Below are 18,703 nucleotides of genomic sequence, written 5' to 3'. Positions count from 1 at the left end.
TTATATAACGCCGGTCGTCTTGGTGCAAATTTATAAATTATTGTTTACAGAGACTCTATTGTATAATATCCATTTGATGACGATGACATTTCACTGGGAGGGTGCGATGGTTTCCACGCAAAGAGGCAGGCTATGACGAGGCTATGCGGGTGCCGCGGCATCGACGTCCATTGCCATGTCGTACCCTCGGAGTTTGCGCCCTATCTCAAGGGGGCACCGCCTTCGAACTGGCCTTCCATGATGGCCCGGGACGCCTGCCACAGGACGATCGTGATCGACGGCAAGAACTATCGAACCGTCAGCGATGCCTGCTGGGACTCACAGCGTCGCATGGACGACATGGATCGAATGGGCATCAAGACGCAGGCGCTGTCGCCGATGCCCGAATTGTTCAACTACTGGATGGATATCGACCCAGCCAACGATCTTATCCATTACTTGAACGACACCATCGCAACCATGGCAAGCACCTCCGGCGGCCGGTTTGTCGGTCTCGGTTCGGTTCCGCTCCAGGATGTTGACAAGGCAATCGACGAGCTTCGCCGCTGCATGAGGGACCTCGGTTTCTCCGGCGTGGAGATCGGCAGCAACATCAACGGCATTCCGATCGGAGACCCGCGATTCTTGCCTTTTTTCGCCGAAGCTGAAGCGCTGGGTTCTGCGGTGTTCGTCCACGCGGTCAGACCGACCGGAATGGACAGGCTGGTCGGTCCCGGACAGTTGCAGCAAGTGCTGGCCTATCCGACGGACGTCGGATTGGCAGCCGCCTCTGTCATCACGGCGAACCTGATGCTCAAGCATCCAAGGCTGCGCCTGGCGTTCAGTCACGGCGGAGGAACACTCGCCTCGTTGTTGCCTCGGCTCGATGAAGGCTGGAAGGTCTTTCCGGCTCTGCGCGAGACGATCCTTGAGGAACCGTCCATCCAGGCCAAACGCCTCTACTACGACGCCCTGGTGTACGATGAGCCGACACTGCGGCACCTCGTTTCGATGTTCGGCGACGAGCGAGTCATTCTCGGTACCGACTACCCCTTCAACTTCCACGAAAAAGCCCCCCTCGCCCGGATCGAGGCCGCCTTCGGCGACGACCTTACCCGGGATAGACTGACTTTTTCCAATGCCGAAGCATTCCTGGCACTCGAGGCACAGTCATGACACAGTTTCCCGTGACCGCTCTAAAAAGCGTCGAACTTGGCACCCCGGATCTGAACCGTTCGGAAGAATTCTACACTGCTGTATGGGGACTGGAGGTCGTCGCCCGGCAGGGCGGCAAGGTGTTCCTCGCCGCTTCCGGCGACGATCATCACGTTCTCGAGTTGATCGGCAGCGACAGGTCCGAACTGCGCAAGATCACCTTCAGCGTCGGCAGCGCCGATGATCTCGGCCGACTGTCAGCATCAGCCGTGGCGCTTGGCTGCCAGTTGCTGCGTCCTGTCGAGCAAAGCCCCGGTCCCGCCGGCGGCCAGCGCTTCGTCATCCGGGAGCCGCAGGGAAGCACGCTCGAATTTGTCCACGGCGACATGACCAAGACCGGCGCTGCGGTTGCCAACCGGCCGCTTCGACTGGCGCATGTCAACATCAACAGCGCCGACGTCGATGGCCTATCGCGCTTCTACGAGCAATTGCTGGGTTTTCAGCTCACTGACCGATCGAAGATGATGGCCTTCCTGCGCTGCAACGACGATCACCATGCCGTCGTGCTTGCCGAGGCGAACGTCAATGGCCTGAACCATATTGCTTTCCTGATGCCGGATACGGAGTCCGTCATGCGCGCCTCCGGCCGCATGGTCGACAACGGCTATCCGATCGGCTGGGGTGTCGGCCGGCATGGTCCGGGAGACAATGTGTTCGCTTACTTCCTCGATCCGCTGGGCGTCGTCATCGAATACACATCCGATGTTCTCCAGGTGGATAACACCTATCAGCCAAAGGGCCCTGAGCAGTGGACATGGCCGCCCGGCCGCACAGATCATTGGGGTATCGCTCCACCAAAAAGTGACGTGGTGAAAGCAGCTCAGCTCGCCATCCCCTTCAAGGCGTGATCATCCGAACGGGCATTCCATTGCAACTTTGAAGCGGCTCAGAACAATGACGAACACATCAGAACATTACGACGTCGTGGTCGTAGGCTTTGGCCCGTCCGGCGCCGTTGCGGCCTCGCTGCTTGGCAGCCGGGGCATTCGCACACTCGCGATCGACAGGCAGGAGGACGTCTACGACAAGCCCCGCGCCATAGCCATCGACCACGAAATTCTTCGCCACCTGGACAATCTCGGCATTGCGGATGCGATCAAGCCCCATATCGCGGCGTTCCCCGCATCCGAGCATTTCGGCGCAAAGGGGCAGCTGATCCGCCGGATCGACATGGTGCCCGAGCCATATCCCCTCGGCTACATCCCGACAATGGTGTTTTCCCAGCCGCCCGTCGAAGCCATTCTGCGGGCCCATGCGCAAACCTATCCTTGCGTGACCGTGGAACTAGGCACGGAGCTGATCAGTCTTGCGCAGACGGAGGCGCAGGCGACGCTGCATCTGAAGGAGAAGGACGGCACCGCTCGAACCGTCACGGCCTCCTATGTGATTGCCTGTGACGGCGCGACGAGCGGCGTCCGACAGGCGCTGGGGCTCACGCTGGAAGACCTTGTCTTCGACGAACCCTGGTTGGTCGTCGACGTCATCGTCAACGAGACTTCTCTGGAAAAGCTGCCGAAGACCGCAGCGCAGTTCTGCGATCCGGCCCGGCCGACGTCCTTTATCGTTGGCCCCGGCACTCATCGGCGCTGGGAGATCATGCTGCTGCCCGGCGAGGACGCCAGGGAGATGGAAAAGCCCGCGAATGTCTGGAAGCTTTTGTCTCGCTGGCTGAAGCCGGAAGATGCGACACTCTGGCGGTCGGCGAGCTATCGGTTCCATGCGCTGGTGGCGGCCAATTGGGAACTCGGTCGTGTGTTCCTCGCCGGAGATGCCGCCCATCAGCAGCCGCCATTCATCGGCCAGGGTATGTGCCAGGGACTTCGGGATGTCTCGAACCTCATCTGGAAACTTGACCATGTCCTGAAAGGTCGGACGAACCTCGAGCTGCTCGACAGCTATCAGGTCGAGCGGAAGGCGCATGTCACGGAACTGACGACGCGCATCAAGGCGATAGGCCACGTCATCTGTGAGCGCGATCCGGCCGCTGCGGCCGCGCGCGACGAGCGGATCCTCGCCGAAGGCGGGGGTACGGCCCGAACTGTCACCCGTCAGGAAATCGTGCCGCCGCTTCGCGATGGTTTTTTTGCTAAACGAGCCAATCCGGCAAACGGAACGCTCGCGCCCCAGCCCTGGATCTACGGTGAGGAAGAACCCGTCCTTCTCGACAAGCTGACCGGTGCCGGCTGGCGCCTGATTGTGGATGGCCGCGCCGGCGACATCGATCCAAACACGCTCGAACGGCGCGAGATCTCCGTGGCGCAGGTCGGCCGGCGTAACGGCGGCGCTTCATCGACAGACAAGGGGCTCGTCGAGAAGGACGGGGTCATGGCAGCCTGGTTCGATAGCCACAAATGCAGTGCCGTTCTGGTGCGACCCGACCATTACGTCTTCGGGACCGCGAAATCGGCAGACGAAATTCACGCACTTTACGCAGAGCTGGAGGAAGCGCTCGCCTGACGGCGTGGCGTCACGCGATGCGGGGTAATCGAGGCACGTCATGGGGAGGAAAACATGACCAATTCAACGAGCGCAAGTCACGCCGGAAAATGGCGTCCATACACAGTCTTGATCATGCTCTTTCTGTTTCAGACGCTGAACTTCTTCGACAAGCTTGTCTTCGGCCTGTCCGCCGTTCCGATGATGAAGGAACTGTCGCTGTCGCCACAGCAGTTCGGCCTGATCGGCAGCAGCTTCTTTCTGCTGTTTTCCATCTCCGGCATTCTCGTCGGCCTGTTCGTCACCGGCCGTGTTCCGGTCAGGTGGATCTTGGCTATCCTGGCTCTCATCTGGTCCGCGACGCAAATTCCGATCTTCTTCAGCACGTCGATCACCGTTCTTATCGGCTGCCGGATCCTGCTCGGTTTCGGTGAAGGACCGGGCCTGCCAACGGCGATCCACGCCTGCTACGACTGGTTCTCGACCGAGAAGCGGAGCGTTCCGAGCGCAATCATCCTCCAGGGCATCAGTGTGGGCTTGCTGGTTGGCAGCCCGCTGCTGACCTATGTGATTGTCTCCTATGGCTGGCGCAGCGGCTTTCTGTTCTGCGGCGTCTTGGGTCTGGTCTGGCTCGCTGCCTGGCTCTTCATCGGCGGAGAAGGTCCCTATGCCGTCAAGACCGTGGATCATGGCGTGGTCGATACATCGCCCCGCATTCCGGCAACGAAGCTGTGGCTCGATCCGACTGTCATCGGCGTCATCATCATGTCGACGATGTCCTACTGGATCGTCGGCATGTCGGCGACCTGGCTGCCGCCCTACCTGCAACAGGGTCTTGGATATTCCCACAGTGAAACGGGGTGGATCATCTCTGGTGTCTATATCTTTCAGTCGCCCCTACTCCTCGCAGGATCGTGGCTCGCCCAGCGGATGCTGAACGCCGGCTGGAGCAGACGCACCACGCTTGGAAGCGCTTCGGGATGGGCTCTGCTCGTCAGCGGCGCCGCCTTGGTGCTCGGCGTATATGCCTCAGGTCCCCTTCAGCTCGTCCTGATTGCCATCGCCTTCGCGGCGCCGAGCCTGACGACGATCTACGGCCCGGTCACGCTCGGTGCCATCGCCCCTGCGGCCCAACGCGGCAAGCTCATCATCGTCATCTATTCGGGCAACGCTGCTTCCGCGCTCGTTTCGAACGCAGTAACCGGCAGCATCGTGCAGGCATCCGGCTCCGACGGGCCCGGCGGTTATGCCAATGCTATGCTGTTCACCGCCGGCATCCTTCTTATTGGCGCGATCGCCGCGTTTGCACTGATCTTCCCCGAGCGGACGCTCAGTCGGTTTTCAAGCATCCCCGGCCTGAAGGGGCTGGGTCTTCGTCAAGCATAGGGCAGCGCCCGCCTCCAAGGAGACCACAAGATGAAACTCTCAACATTCAGTCACGACGGCCAGACGAGCTGGGGCGTTGTCCAAGACGACCGGGCCTTCGACGTCGGAGCGGCCTTGGCGTCCCGCTACCCCGATCTCAAGGCAGCGATATCGGCTGGACTGGACGGAATCAGCGCCGCGCTCGAAGGCGCAAAATCCTATCCACTGTCCGAAGTGATGTGGCTGCCGGTGGTGCCGAACCCGGACAAGATCCTCTGCGTTGGATTGAACTACGAAATGCACCGCAAGGAAACCGGCCGCAGCGAAGTCGAGCACCCGACGATTTTTGCTCGCTATGCCAACAGCCAGACGGGCCATCTCGCGCCGATCGTCCGTCCGAAAGTTTCGGCCGAACTCGACTTCGAAGGCGAACTGGCTGTTATCATCGGCAAGGCCGGGCGATATATCACTCGCGAGGAGGCGATGTCGCATGTTGCGGGCTATGCCTGCTACAACGACGGCAGTGTGCGCGACTTTCAGCGCCATACCATCCAGTTCACGCCAGGCAAGAACTTCCCGGATACCGGTGCCTTCGGTCCCTGGATGATGACGCCGGATGAACTGGGCCCGCTCGGCGACCTTCGCATTCAGACACGCTTGAATGGTCAGGTCGTGCAGGAAGCCAAGTTCGACCAGATGATTTTCGATATCCCGAAGCAGATCGAATATATCTCTACGTTTACCCGCCTCGAGCCTGGCGACGTGATTGTCAGCGGCACCCCTGGGGGCGTCGGAGCGAAGAGAAATCCGCCGCTCTGGATGAAGGCCGGAGATGTGATCGAGGTGGATATAGAGGGCTTGGCCGTCCTGAAGAATGCCGTTGTCGATGAGTGATTCTGCGCTCGGTCTGTTTTAAGGCATGAATTGAAGCTCGGAGTATAGTGTGAACTTTCCACACCGTACTCCGTTCAAACTATTCGGTGCCTTGATGGGATGAGAACAGTTGACCTGCTGCTTCTGCCACAGAGCCGAGTGGTAAATTTGTGATTGCAATCTAGCATGAAATAATTGTTGCACGCTCTCCCAATTTCTCCTGGGTATAACCACAAACGCGCGCGCCGGTTGCCGTATCAAATGCATGTGCCCTTGTTGAGCAGTTGCTAGCTTGGGCGCGTGCTCAGACGGTCCCTGGATATGATAGTAAGGTGGTGCCCGGCCAGCCGAGCCGTGACGTGCGTTTCCAAACCCGTGGGCTCGTGCGAACGCTTCATCCGCTTGCGCAAGCCTCTCATTAGAACCGCAACCCAGGACGGCTCAGCGGTACTTGGTGTTGATGAGTGTCACAAGAGCAATGAGACCGAAAGGAAATGCCATTCTAGCCCTCTTCTGAGAAACCCAAACAGGCAAAACCGGAAGGCTTTCCCGATCGGCTTTCTGTTAGCCGACTATGGTTTCCAACCTGCCTCGATAAAGCAAGCGCCATTGTCACAAACGTCATATATCCCAATTTCTCTCGTTTAGACAGATAGTTGACCGCGATCGACATTTTGCACGCCCAGTCTTGAGGGGCGACTGAACGACTACCCCGCTCGGACGGATCCTCTCCACACGAATTCGGCATGCAGTCGTTTTGATGTCTGATCGGGGTCGCCTGACGGCTCCGCCGACAGCCATTGGACGGCCTCGCTTGCAATTGCCATCACTGGCTGCGCGAAGGTGGTCAGCTCGTAGGAAGACCATGACGCTTGTTCGATATCGTCGAAGCCAACAATGCTGAGGCTCTCAGGAACCGAAATCGAAAACTGATGACGGGCAGCATCCATAAACCCGCACGCCAACAGGTCAGTCGCGCAAAACACGGCGTCAGGGCGCTCGCTTTTGGTAAGCAGTCGTTGTGCCAGCACCTTCCCGGATTCATATCCGGTGAGACCGTAACGCTCGACGGTGACATCCAGTCCCTGCGCCTTCGCTGCGGCAACGAAACCCGTCTCACGCGCCATCAGACTTGGCGTGCCCGCGTCGGAATTGGCAAATGCAAGCCGTCGGCATCCGGCCCGCACGAATGCGGTTACGACCCTTTGCGCCGCTTCGGTATCATCTAGATTGATCCGCAAGGGGCCCGGCTGGTCGTCGTCGCGATTGATCAGCACAAGCCTTTGGCCGCTGCGCAAACAGAGCTGGGCGATCGACTTGTCGGGTAGACCGGACATGATGATCGATGCATCGGCTCGATATCGGATGGCCTGTTGCAGGGCGCGATCAACGCTGCCGTCCGATCGATCCGTATTGACAAGCATGGCGACCTTGCCTGCCAACTGGAGCTGCTGCGTCAGCTCCCGCAAAAGCGCCGACCGATAGGGTGTGGCGACATCAGAAACGATGAGGCAAACAATCCCACTTTCGTTGCGCATCAGGCCACGGGCAAGATGATTGACATGATAGCCAAGTTCTTCGGCAGCCTGGACCACCTTTTGACGCGTCGATGCCGACACGGACGCGCCAGGTGTAAACGCCCTCGACACGGCCGAGCGCGACACCCCTGCCCGCTTGGCGACCTCGTCCGCACTGACGAAGAGTTTTTGAGACACGCACCTAGCTCCCTGTGTTTTGCACAGATTCATGCACCTTTTTGCAAAGCCGTGCAAGAAGCATGCTGTCGACTTTAATGTTATTTTTATGACAAACATGTTGACAGGCTTAGTATTCGCAGGCAGCATTTGCACACGCTTGCAAACAGCGAACGGCGTGGAGGCGTCGTATTAACGGAGGAAACTATGCGATCCATCAAATTGGCCGCGGCATTGCTTGCCACGGGTGTGTCCCTTTGCGCCTATTCGGCCCATGCGGCAGGCGACCTCAACATGATCTGCTCGGCAGACCCCGAGGTTTGCGACGTTATGAAGAGCCTGTTCGAGAAGCAGTCGGACATCAAGGTGAACATGGTTCGCCTCTCCGCAGGCGAGACCTACGCGAAAATCCGCGCCGAAGCCCGCAATCCGAAGACCGACATCTGGTGGGCGGGGACAGGCGATCCGCATCTTCAGGCCGCCGCCGAAGGTTTGACGCAGGAATACAAATCACCATTGTTCGATCAACTTCAGGATTGGGCCAAAAAGCAGGCCGAAACCTCCAAGTTCCGTACGGTCGGCGTCTACGCCGGCGCACTTGGCTGGGGCTACAATACGGAGCTCTTGAAGAAGAAAGGCTTTAAGGAACCGAAATGTTGGGCTGATCTTCTCGACCCCTCCTACAAGGGTGAAATCCAGATCGCCAATCCAAACTCGTCGGGGACATCGTACAACAGCCTTGCCACGCTCGTGCAAATCATGGGTGAGGATAAGGCCTTCGAGTATCTCACCAAGCTGAACGCAAACATTTCCCAGTACACGAAATCCGGCTCTGCGCCCGTCAAGTCCGCCGCGCGCGGTGAAGCGACGATCGGAATCGTATTCATGCACGATGCTGTAGCCCAGACGGTCGAGGGCTTCCCAATCAAGACAGTCGCGCCCTGCGAGGGCACGGGTTACGAAATCGGCTCGATGTCGATCGTAAAGGGCGCGAGGAACCTGGAAAATGCCGAGAAATGGTATGACTGGGCTCTGTCGGCAGAAGCGCAATCGCACATGAAGGACGGCAAGTCCTATCAGCTTCCGTCCAACAAGTTTGCCGAGGTGCCGAAGGAAGCGCCGAAGTTCGACGACATCAAGCTTATTGATTACGACTTCGCCAAATATGGCGATCCGACTGTCCGCAAGGCCTTGCTCTCCCGCTGGAACAAGGAGATCGGCGCCAAGGCTAACTGAGCCCCAGTGCCGTTGGCTGCCGAACTGATCTTTGGCAGCCTTCACAAAACTTGAGCGGAGATAAATAGACATGACACAAGCCAGTCGCAGGCAGGATGTCGCCTTCATTGTCGGACTTTTGGCCATGATCGTGTTGCCCTGGTACCGGATCGAGGGCGGCTTCTACAGTTTTGGTTGGCTCTCCAGCTATCCGAATGATCTGGCAATAGCCCCTGCGGCTCTCGAAATATTTGGGCGTTGGTGGCTGCTGGTTGCGGCTGTTCCGCTTCTGGTGGCGGGCGCATCGCGCTTCATCGGCGCGCCTGAGCGTCAAGGGCTCGTCCTTGCCTGGGCGGGTGCAATCGGCGTCGCCTATCTGATATTCCAAGGCCTTGCGATCAACTTCTCCGGCTGGAGCTGGTCCGTCAGCGAAACTCTGTTTGGACCTATGTCGGACGGGCAGCCCTCGATGGGCGCCGGCGCCATTGTCACAGCAATCGTGTTTGTCCTGCTTTTTTCGTTCGGCCTTGCGAAACGCGGTGTGATGAAGGGCGATGCGTTTGTCATAGGCTCGATCACCATGTTGATCTTCCTTGTGGCCATCTTTGTATTCTACCCGGTCGGCAGCATGTTCGTCGGGGCCTTCCAGTCTATCGACGGCTCATTCGACGCGACGGGCTTCATCTCCAATATCCAGGATCCTTCGGTCTGGAGCCTGAGTTGCATTGTCGGCGGCGACAGTTGCGGCGTCGCATGGCGGACGCTTTGCCTCGCGATCCTGACTGCGACGGGAGCAACCCTGCTTGGGCTCTGTTTTGCCCTTGTTGCCACCCGCACCCGATTTCCTTTCAAAAAGGGTCTGCGGCTGCTGACCATCCTACCGATCATCACGCCGCCCTTCGTCATCGGTCTGGCGCTGATTCTGCTGTTCGGACGCTCCGGTGTCGTCACTGAATGGGTGGGCAGCTTGACCGGAGCGGAACCCAGCCGTTGGCTCTATGGCCTGACAGGGATCTGGATTGCTCAGGTGCTATCCTTTACCCCGATTTCGTTTCTGGTGCTGATTGGTGTCGTCGAAGGTGTAAGTCCTTCGATGGAAGAGGCCTCGCAAACATTGCGCGCCAATCGCTGGCGGACATTCTGGCGGGTGTCGCTGCCGCTGATGACGCCGGGTCTGGCAAATGCATTCCTGATCGGATTCATCGAAAGCATGGCGGATTTCGGCAATCCAATGGTGCTAGGCGGGAGCCACGGCGTGCTGTCCACGGAAATCTTCTTCGCTGTGGTCGGCTCGCAGAACGATCCGTCAAGAGCAGCCGTGCTTGCGATGATCCTTCTGGTGTTCACGATGACAGCCTTCATCACGCAGCGCTTCTGGCTTTCCGGCAAGAGCTTTGCCACCGTGACCGGCAAGGGTGATTCGGGTGCGCACATTGCCCTGCCGAAAGGCCTGTCGATCGCCGTCCACGCCATGGTTATTCCGTGGATTGCATTCACGCTCGTCGTTTACGGTATGATCCTGTTCGGTGGCTTCGTGAAAACATGGGGGCTAGATAGCAGCCTGACCATCGAACACTACATCAAAGCGTTCTCCATCGGCTTGCGCAACGACGGGGGGCTGGAATGGTCCGGGGTTGCCTGGAACTCATTCTGGACGACGATGGAAATCGCTCTGATCTCCGCACCCTTGACGGCCGCTGTCGGCCTGCTGACCGCCTATATCATTGTTCGCCAGCGGTTCGTCGGCCGGAACATCTTCGAGTTCGCACTGATGATGAGCTTCGCTATTCCGGGCACCGTCATCGGCATCAGCTACATCATGGCATTCAATCTGCCGCCACTGGAAATGACAGGCACCGCGCTGATCCTTGTTGCCTGCTTCGTCTTCCGCAACATGCCGGTCGGCGTCCGAGGCGGCGTTGCCGCCATGAGCCAGCTCGACAAGAGCCTCGATGAGGCATCCCTGACGCTGGGCGCCACCAGCTTCCGGACGATCCGAAAGGTTATCCTTCCCCTCCTTCGCCCTGCCATCACGGCGGCACTCGTCTATTCCTTCGTGCGCGCCATCACATCGATCAGCGCTGTGATCTTTCTCGTCAGCGCCCAGTACAACATGTCCACCGCTTTCATTGTCGGCTTGGTCGAAAATGGCGAATACGGCGTCGCCATCGCCTACTCCTCGGCGCTGATCGTCGTGATGATCGCCGTCATCACAGGCTTCCAGTTCATCGTCGGTGAACGCCGTCTGCGACGCGAGAACCGCGTTGCGATCGCCGCCCCCGTCGTAATCGCACCCACGCCGATCGGTCAGGAGAATCCAACATGAGCATGATCAAACCCGGTTCCGTGGTTTTCCAGAGTGTCAGGAAGATCTTTGGCGCCTTCACCGCCATTCCGGATCTGTCGTTGACCATTGCGCCTGGGACGCTGGTGACGCTCCTCGGCCCCTCTGGCTGCGGCAAGACGACGACATTGCGGATGCTCGCGGGTCTCGAGCATCCGTCCTCTGGCCGCATCCTGATTGCCGGCAAGGATGTGACGATGCTGCCCGCCAACGAGCGCGATGTCTCCATGGTTTTCCAGAGCTACGCCCTGTTTCCCCATATGACTTCGCTCGACAATGTCGCCTATGGTCTGGAGTCTTCCGGGTTGAAGAGGAAGGAAGCGCGTGAGCGGGCCGAAGAGGGCTTGAAGTTGGTCGGGCTTGGCGGCATGGGCAAGCGGCTGCCAGCCGAACTCTCCGGCGGCCAGCAGCAGCGTGTCGCTGTCGCCCGCGCTCTCGTTCTGGAGCCACAGGTTCTGCTCCTCGACGAGCCGCTCTCCAATCTCGATGCGCGACTGCGCAGACGGGTGCGGACGGAAATTCGCGAGTTGCAGCAACGTCTAGGCTTTACGGCCGTCTATGTTACCCACGACCAGGATGAGGCGCTGGCCGTGTCTGATCAGATTATCGTCATGAAGGATGGCGAGATCGCCCAGCAAGGCGCACCGCGCGATCTCTACGAAACACCTGCCTCGGCCTTCATTGCCGACTTCATGGGGGAGGCGAATGTCGTTCCCTGTGATGTGATCGCAATCGAGCCTGGCCACGCGGTGATCAACGTCGAGGGTCTGCAGCACCGGATGCCAACCTTGAAGGCCGCAAAGGGCCCAGCCCAGCTCGCCGTTAGGCCGAACGCCATAACGCTTTCGCCGGGTGCCTCGCCCGGCAGCTTCAGCGGCCACATCATACATGCAGCATATCTGGGAGATCACGTCGAATATGAGGTCAAGACGCGGTCGTCGACGCTGTTCGTTATCGACAGTGCGGTCGAAAAGCCTCTTCCGTCTTCGACCGAGGTGACAATCGGCTTTCGGGAGCGGGGCATCGCCATCATCGGCGCATGAAGCATGCCGCCGTTTCAATTCCGTGCAGTATCCCACAAGGAAAATCGCAATGACCTCCCAAACCGTCTCCGGCCTTGAAGGGCGCTTCACTCTAGCCCAGACCGTTGCCCTTGAAGCTGGAAAGCTCGCGTTCGACTATTTCAACCGTCGCGAAACGCTTGTGATCGAAACGAAGCGCGACCTTCAGGACGTCGTATCGATCGCCGATCGTGAGGTCGAAGAGCTAATCCGTTCCCGTTTCGGCGAGGCATACGGCGCGGATGGCGTGTTGGGAGAGGAATACGGCCTTCAGGCTGGAACCTCTGGTTATACCTGGGTCGTCGATCCTATCGATGGGACGAGCCCGTTCGTCAACGGCATGCCAAACTGGTGCGTTTCCATCGCCCTTCTTCATGACTGTATCCCTGTCGTCGGGGTAATTTACGCTCCCTGCTTCGACGAAGTGTACGCGGGCTGCCTCGGGAGAGGTGCGACACTAAATGGCAAGTCACTCTCGCTCGACGCAAGCCGCACTATACAGAATGCGGTGACAGGGTTTGGTGCCAACAGCCACGTGACCCCCGCCTCCGTGGGCAAGATTGTCGAAGGCATCCTCGAAGCGGGGGGTAATTTCATCCGCAACGGCTCCGGCGCGCTGATGCTCGCCTACGTCGCGGCAGGTCGCCTCGTCGGTTACTATGAGCCCTACATGCACGCCTGGGATTGCCTGGCGGGCTATTGCCTCGTGAAGGAAGCCGGCGGCTGGTACCACCCCTTTCCGACAGAAGGCGAGCGTCTGACCAGGGGCTCCCAGGTCCTTGCCGCAGCCCCGGGCGCGATTGATGATCTCAAAAAGATTGCTGGCTTGTAAATCAGGACTAGGTTGATTGGAACATGATGTACAGGAGATACCGATGATCTTGCAATCGCGACCTCCACAAGTCAGAAGCGAACTGCTCGTCTGTCTGACGAAGACAGGTCTTTTGCAGGAGCAACTGATGCGCCTCGCCGATTGCGCGCTCGGGCATCCAGACAGGAGGGCATTCGGGTCATACAAGACCGTCGCCTTATCTGCAGGTGTCCCTACCAGTGCGGTATCGCGCCTGGCAGTCGGGCTTGGCTTGTCCTCGTTTCACGAGTTGCGGGACAATTTCCGCAATGAACTGAGAGGTATCCCGCAATCCAGGCATGTCGGCGCAAGTGTCCGGGATTGGCCAAGAACGATAGCTGGCTTATAAATATCTCCCTCCATCTGGACGGAGAACCACGCTGCTCTAAATCCCGTGAACGCCTTTGCATCCAGAGCGGAAGCACTGGGATTTTGGAGAGCGTACGGCAGTTGCAATGGTGATCTGGGAGGGTCGCCGTTGCATGTGATTGAAGATGAAGGACAGGGAGGAAACATGACCAATCGTTTCATTATGACATGCTCCATCGCGGCAATGGCTTCGATAGCAGGCGCCCCGCACACGTTTGCAGCGACAGAGCTTCAATGGTGGCATGCTATGTCGGGCGCCAACAACGAAGTGGTCGACAATCTCGCCAAAGAATTCAACGAGAGCCAAAAGGATTTCAAGGTGGTCCCTGTCTTCAAGGGCACCTATCCGGAAACGTTGAACGCAGGTATCGCAGCATTCCGCGCCAAGCAATCGCCGGCAATCCTGCAGGTCTTCGATGCGGGTAGCGGCGTCATGATGGGAGCCGAAGGAGCGATCATGCCGGCGGCCGACGTTCTGAAGAAGGCAGGCTACGAGTTCAACAAGGCAGACTACCTGCCGGGGATCGTCTCCTATTACTCGAAGCCGGACGGTACCATGCTGTCCTTCCCGTACAATTCCTCCTCGCCAATCCTCTACTACAACAAGGACATCTTCAAGAAAGCCGGCCTGGATGCGGCGATCCCGCCAAAGACATGGGCACAGGTGTTCGACGCTGCAAAGAAGATCAAGTCGAGTGGCGCCGCAAATTGCGGGCTGACCTCGACCTGGCTCACCTGGATTCAGACGGAAAATTATGCCGCCTGGAACAACGTGCCCTATAGCACGAATGAAAATGGTCTTGGCGGCACGGACGTCAAGCTGGAGTTCAACTCGGCACCGTTTGTCCAACATTTCCAGGCAATCGCCGATTTGGCGAAGGATGGAACGTTCCGTTATGGCGGCCGCACATCAGAGGCCAAGCAACTCTTTACATCTGGCGAATGCGGGATCCTGACGGAGTCTTCTGGCGGCCTTGGTGATATCGTCAAGGCCGGCATTGCCTATGGCATTGGCCAGCTTCCCTATGACGAGGGAGATGGTCGTCCGCAAAACACCATTCCCGGCGGTGCGAGCCTCTGGGTCCTCACCGGCAAGACCGATCAGGAATACAAAGGCATCGGTGAGTTTTTCCACTTCCTGTCGCAGACCAAGATCCAGGCCCGTCTGCACCAGGTCTCCGGCTACCTGCCGGTGACGATGGCCGCCTATGAGGAAACGAAGAAGTCCGGCTTCTACCAGAAGAACCCCGGCATGGAGACGCCGATCCTGCAGATGATGGGCAAACCGCCGACGGCAAACTCCAAGGGTGTCCGCCTCGTCAATCTGCCACAGGTCCGCGACATCATGAATGAGGAATTCGAGGCGATGCTTGCCGGCAAGCAGGACGCAAAGACGGCCCTCGACAAGGCCGTGGAACGAGGCAACGCAGCGATCGCACAGGCGAACGGTAACTGAATGCAAGAAGCCATGGTCCGCGCGCCCTGTTCGCGGACCGCCCTCCCCTTCGAGGAGATCGCCGTGCAAAACGTCGTCTTTCCAAACAAGATCCTGCCCTACCTCCTGGTCGCGCCGCAGATCATCCTGACAGTGGTGTTCTTCTTCTGGCCGGCCAGCCAGGCACTCTACCAGTCACTCCAGCGTGAAGATCCGTTCGGCATGAAGAGTGGATTCGTCGGTCTGGCGAACTTCCGGCAGGTCCTCGGCGATCCGAGCTACCTCCATTCGCTACAGGTGACAGTCGTCTTCAGCGTGGCGACTGCGGTACTCTCCATGATCGCAGCCCTTGCATTGGCGACAGCAGCCGACAAGGTGGTGCGAGGCAAGACCCTCTACCGGACACTGCTGATCTGGCCCTATGCCGTGGCGCCAGCCGTCGCCGGCATGCTCTGGCTTTTCATGTTCAATCCCGCCATGGGTACGTTCGCATACCTGCTTCGTCGCAATGGGTTTGCCTGGGATCCGTTGCTAAAAGGCGACCAGGCGATTTCGCTTGTCGTCGTTGCCGCGGCCTGGAAACAAATTAGCTACAACTTCCTGTTCTTTGTCGCGGGCTTGCAGGCCATTCCCAAATCCTTGCTTGAGGCCGCGGCCATCGACGGCTCTCGTGGCGCCCGACGCTTCTGGACTATCGTGTTCCCGTTGCTGGCCCCGACGACCTTCTTCCTGCTGGTCGTCAACACTGTCTACGCGTTCTTCGACACCTTCGGCATCATCGATTCCGTCACTAAGGGTGGCCCGGCCAAGGCGACCGAGACCTTGGTCTATAAGGTCTACAATGATGGCTTCGTAAATCTCAACCTGGGCTCATCCGCTGCCCAATCGGTAATCCTGATGGCAATCGTAATCGGGCTGACAGCTTTCCAGTTCCGCTTCGTCGAACGGCGGGTGCACTATGCGTGAGATTCGCTTATGATCGAAAAACGTCCCATCGCCAATCTTGTCGGGCACCTGATGCTGATCCTTGGCATTATCATTGTCGCCTTTCCGATCTATTACACCTTCGTCGCATCAACGATGACCTCTGCGGAAATCTTGAAACCTCCGATATCGCTGCTGCCCGGCAGTCACTTCCTGGAGAACTATGGCGACGCTCTTTCGGGCGGCGTCGAGAAAGTGGTTGGCGTCAGCCTGGAGCGAATGCTCTGGAACACTATCGTCGTCTCGGTCGTGATTGCCGCAGGTAAGATCGTCATCTCATTCCTGTCAGCCTACGCCATCGTGTTCTTTCGCTTCCCGCTTCGCATGGTGTTTTTCTGGATGATCTTCATCACGTTGATGTTGCCGGTCGAGGTCCGCATCCTGCCGACCTACAAAGTGGTCGTCGATCTCGGAATGATCGATAGCTATGCCGGCCTTACCTTGCCGTTGATGGCGTCGGCCACTGCGACCTTCCTGTTTCGTCAGTTCTTCCTCACGATCCCCGGCGAACTGCTCGAGGCCGCGCGGATCGACAATGCCGGGCCGTTCCGCTTCATGCGGGATATTCTGCTTCCGCTATCGAGCACCAACATCGCAGCCCTCTTCGTCATCCTGTTCATCTATGGCTGGACGCAGTATCTCTGGCCGCTCCTGGTCACAAACGACGCCCAGATGACCACGATCATCATCGGACTGCGAAAGATGGTCGATTTCACCGACGCATCGACACCGTGGAACCTCGTCATGGTGACAGCGATTCTGGCAATCATTCCCCCCATACTCGTCGTGGTGCTGATGCAGCGCTGGTTCGTCAAAGGGCTCGTGGAGACTGAGAAGTAATGGCTGCAATCACCCTCAAGAATGTCCGCAAGACCTATGGCAAGACTATCGAGGCCATCTCCGGCGTTTCGCTGGAGATCGGGGACGGCGAATTCGTTGTTCTGGTCGGCCCGTCGGGCTGCGGGAAATCGACGCTGCTGCGAATGATTGCCGGCCTGGAGAGCATATCCTCAGGCGAGATCTCTATCGGCGGCCGTGTCGTCAACGAACTCGAGCCCTCCGAGCGCGACATCGCCATGGTCTTCCAGAACTACGCGCTCTATCCGCATATGACGGTGCGCCAGAACCTCGCCTATGGGTTAAAGAACCGCAATATGCCCAAGGCCGAAATCGATAGCCGCATCCAAAAGGCCGCATCATCGCTGGAGATTGAGACTTTTCTCGAAAGAAAGCCGCGGCAACTATCCGGCGGCCAGCGTCAACGTGTTGCCATGGGCCGGGCAATCGTGAGAGAGCCGGCAGCCTTCCTGTTCGACGAACCGCTATCGAACCTGGATGCAAAGCTGCGCGTCCAGATGCGTGTCGAGATTAAGAGCCTGCAGTTCTCGCTAAAAACGACGAGTGTCTATGTCACGCATGACCAGATGGAAGCGATGACGTTGGCAGATCGGCTGGTCGTGCTCAACGCCGGCCGGATCGAGCAGGTGGGTTCGCCCATCGAGCTTTACGAGAAGCCTGCCACGACCTTCGTTGCCACCTTTATAGGCTCTCCATCAATGAACCTCCTGAACTGCGTCCCGGAAAATCCGGACTTCCGTCTTGGAGATAGGCTCGCAGCCAAGCAGGTCACAACGATTGGCATCAGGCCGGAAGATTTCTTGGTGACCGATGCTGAAGGCCAACAAGCGTTTCGTGCGAAGGTTCGCGTCCTTGCGGTCGAGCTGGTCGGGGCGGAAAGCTACGTTCATGCAGTCTTGCCAGACCGTCAGGCAATCACGTTCCGTGTACCGGGACGTTCCGCCGTCAGGATCAACGATGAAGTCGTGATCGCGGCCCCGGAGACGGCCCTTCACTTCTTTGACCACCAGGGAAAGCGTTGCGAGACGTTATCCTGACGCAACCGCATTTGTGACAAGCGCGAACGAGACCTGCGTTGACATCGAAGATGTTGCCGCGAAAAAAATGGCAGGGTTCAACACAAGGAGGAATGCATGAGGAAAAGACAGATCCACCGCTACGCCGCAAGTACTGCGCTTCTGCTGTTCCCTGGAACTTTGGGCGCATCGTTCGTATCGGCCGCCGATCTGGTCGCAACACAGGCCAACGACAATCTCAATGCGGTTCTGTGGGACCAGACGTCGGTCGAGTCGAAGGGCAACGCGCTTGGAGCCTATGCGCTCGGGCAGGTACGGCTAGATCAGGCACTGGCTGACAAAACGTGGACGGCGGTTACAATAGCCTTCCCATATACCCGAGCGCGCACCAGGAGTTCAAAATAGAGGTGTGAAGCCGCTAGATTGAATGCCAGTATGCGCTCTGAAAGTGCATCAGCACCTCTCCTTCAAGGCGATCTCGGAGAATGGATTGCCGCTTCCCTAAGGGCATCGCAGCAATCTGAAGCGTAGCTCAGCAATTGTTATCGCTGAGAGAAACAGTGTCTAAATAGCTTTGGCATCTAACCATGCGACCACCGCCAGATCGGGAACCGGCTTCCATGGCTCTGAAATGACGTTCGTATCCAACAAGATCATTCGAAAATCATCGGTTCAGCAGGTCCGTTATCGCGACTTTTCTGCAGTGCCTCAACATCGCCATTAGCAAGCCCGGTATCACGACCAATCGCAGCTAGGAGAGAACCAAGTTTAAGGCGCTCAGAGGGACGTACGGCGGCCTCTATGATAGCACGGATCTCGGCTTCAGTGCTTCGGCCATGATGAGCCGCCCGCACCCGTAGGGCATGATGCGTTTCGTCAGACAGATTTCGACTAGTGACAGCAGGCATTGACATCACCTTTCAAAAACGATGGCGTTGATATCAACACAGTCAGAATGATGCCATCTTTCAAGTAGATTTACGAGGGCGAAAACCCCACTTGTCGAAGA

General features: G+C 58.3%; 16 protein-coding genes and 1 pseudogene. 14 read left to right on the top strand and 3 right to left on the bottom strand.

All coding sequences use genetic code 11. From position 1 onward, the window contains the following. The first annotated feature begins 132 nt into the window (after positions 1-132). From EQW76_RS19465 to EQW76_RS19445, 5 genes are read left to right on the top strand one after another with little or no spacing between them, the layout of a single operon-like run. Positions 133-1,155 (top strand): amidohydrolase family protein, encoded by a 1,023-nt coding sequence (locus tag EQW76_RS19465; RefSeq protein ID WP_142831712.1) that lies wholly within the window; start codon positions 133-135, stop codon positions 1,153-1,155. After that, complete coding sequence (locus EQW76_RS19460) at positions 1,152-2,042, top strand: VOC family protein (RefSeq protein ID WP_143123075.1); 891 nt, start codon at positions 1,152-1,154, stop codon at positions 2,040-2,042. The genes EQW76_RS19465 and EQW76_RS19460 overlap by 4 nt, the downstream gene beginning before the upstream one ends. A gap of 46 nt (positions 2,043-2,088) precedes the next feature. Continuing rightward, positions 2,089-3,651 carry a bifunctional 3-(3-hydroxy-phenyl)propionate/3-hydroxycinnamic acid hydroxylase gene (locus tag EQW76_RS19455; RefSeq protein WP_142831714.1) on the top strand — a complete coding sequence of 521 codons (1,563 nt, stop codon included), beginning with the start codon at positions 2,089-2,091 and terminating at the stop codon, positions 3,649-3,651. A 54-nt stretch (positions 3,652-3,705) separates the two neighbouring features. Continuing rightward, complete coding sequence (locus tag EQW76_RS19450; RefSeq protein ID WP_142831715.1) at positions 3,706-5,016, top strand: MFS transporter; 1,311 nt, start codon at positions 3,706-3,708, stop codon at positions 5,014-5,016. A gap of 30 nt (positions 5,017-5,046) precedes the next feature. Then, positions 5,047-5,889, top strand: a complete 843-nt coding sequence (locus EQW76_RS19445; RefSeq protein WP_142831716.1) for a fumarylacetoacetate hydrolase family protein — start codon at positions 5,047-5,049, stop codon at positions 5,887-5,889. A 686-nt stretch (positions 5,890-6,575) separates the two neighbouring features. Here EQW76_RS19445 and EQW76_RS19440 read toward each other — a convergent pair. After that, complete coding sequence (locus tag EQW76_RS19440; RefSeq protein ID WP_142831744.1) at positions 6,576-7,583, bottom strand: LacI family DNA-binding transcriptional regulator; 1,008 nt, start codon at positions 7,581-7,583, stop codon at positions 6,576-6,578. Between the two features lie 186 nt (positions 7,584-7,769). On the opposite strand from EQW76_RS19440, the gene EQW76_RS19435 reads away from it, so the two are divergent. The 9 genes from EQW76_RS19435 to EQW76_RS29845 all read left to right on the top strand — a co-directional run bounded on the left by EQW76_RS19435 (position 7,770) and on the right by EQW76_RS29845 (position 18,099). Next, entirely contained in the window at positions 7,770-8,798 is a 1,029-nt protein-coding gene (locus tag EQW76_RS19435; RefSeq protein ID WP_142831717.1) for an ABC transporter substrate-binding protein, read from the top strand. Positions 8,799-8,868: 70 nt separating this feature from the next. Then, on the top strand, positions 8,869-11,103 hold the full coding sequence (locus EQW76_RS19430; protein ID WP_142831718.1) for an iron ABC transporter permease: 2,235 nt from the start codon (positions 8,869-8,871) through the stop codon (positions 11,101-11,103). Continuing rightward, positions 11,100-12,164 (top strand): ABC transporter ATP-binding protein, encoded by a 1,065-nt coding sequence (locus tag EQW76_RS19425; protein WP_142831719.1) that lies wholly within the window; start codon positions 11,100-11,102, stop codon positions 12,162-12,164. The genes EQW76_RS19430 and EQW76_RS19425 overlap by 4 nt, the downstream gene beginning before the upstream one ends. A 49-nt stretch (positions 12,165-12,213) precedes the next feature. Then, the gene (locus EQW76_RS19420; protein ID WP_142831720.1) at positions 12,214-13,014 is read left to right on the top strand and encodes an inositol monophosphatase family protein; all 801 of its coding nucleotides are present in this window, start codon (positions 12,214-12,216) and stop codon (positions 13,012-13,014) included. Positions 13,015-13,564: 550 nt separating this feature from the next. After that, complete coding sequence (ugpB, locus tag EQW76_RS19410; protein WP_244615513.1) at positions 13,565-14,857, top strand: sn-glycerol-3-phosphate ABC transporter substrate-binding protein UgpB; 1,293 nt, start codon at positions 13,565-13,567, stop codon at positions 14,855-14,857. Between the two features lie 63 nt (positions 14,858-14,920). After that, complete coding sequence (gene ugpA, locus EQW76_RS19405) at positions 14,921-15,802, top strand: sn-glycerol-3-phosphate ABC transporter permease UgpA (protein ID WP_142831745.1); 882 nt, start codon at positions 14,921-14,923, stop codon at positions 15,800-15,802. Positions 15,803-15,811: 9 nt separating this feature from the next. Further along, positions 15,812-16,660 (top strand): sn-glycerol-3-phosphate ABC transporter permease UgpE, encoded by an 849-nt coding sequence (gene ugpE, locus EQW76_RS19400; protein ID WP_142831723.1) that lies wholly within the window; start codon positions 15,812-15,814, stop codon positions 16,658-16,660. Then, a complete protein-coding gene (locus tag EQW76_RS19395) occupies positions 16,660-17,715 on the top strand; it encodes a sn-glycerol-3-phosphate import ATP-binding protein UgpC (RefSeq protein ID WP_142831724.1) in 1,056 nt (351 codons plus the stop codon). Before ugpE ends, EQW76_RS19395 begins: the two co-directional genes overlap by 1 nt. A 96-nt stretch (positions 17,716-17,811) precedes the next feature. Further along, positions 17,812-18,099, top strand: a complete 288-nt coding sequence (locus EQW76_RS29845) for a hypothetical protein (RefSeq protein WP_244615511.1) — start codon at positions 17,812-17,814, stop codon at positions 18,097-18,099. On the opposite strand, the pseudogene EQW76_RS30250 reads toward EQW76_RS29845, so the two are convergent. Together EQW76_RS30250 and EQW76_RS29840 are read right to left on the bottom strand one after the other, a co-directional pair. Continuing rightward, a pseudogene (locus tag EQW76_RS30250) lies at positions 18,021-18,351 on the bottom strand (PIN domain-containing protein); the annotation flags it as partial. The gene EQW76_RS29845 and the pseudogene EQW76_RS30250 overlap by 79 nt on opposite strands. Beyond that, positions 18,348-18,602 (bottom strand): plasmid stabilization protein, encoded by a 255-nt coding sequence (locus tag EQW76_RS29840; RefSeq protein WP_142831726.1) that lies wholly within the window; start codon positions 18,600-18,602, stop codon positions 18,348-18,350. The gene EQW76_RS29840 and the pseudogene EQW76_RS30250, both read right to left, overlap by 4 nt. Positions 18,603-18,703: the final 101 nt, after the last annotated feature.

Source organism: Rhizobium sp. rho-13.1, assembly GCF_007000305.1.
GTDB lineage: Bacteria > Pseudomonadota > Alphaproteobacteria > Rhizobiales > Rhizobiaceae > Rhizobium > Rhizobium rhododendri.
This window is presented reverse-complemented; position numbering and strand designations above follow the sequence as displayed.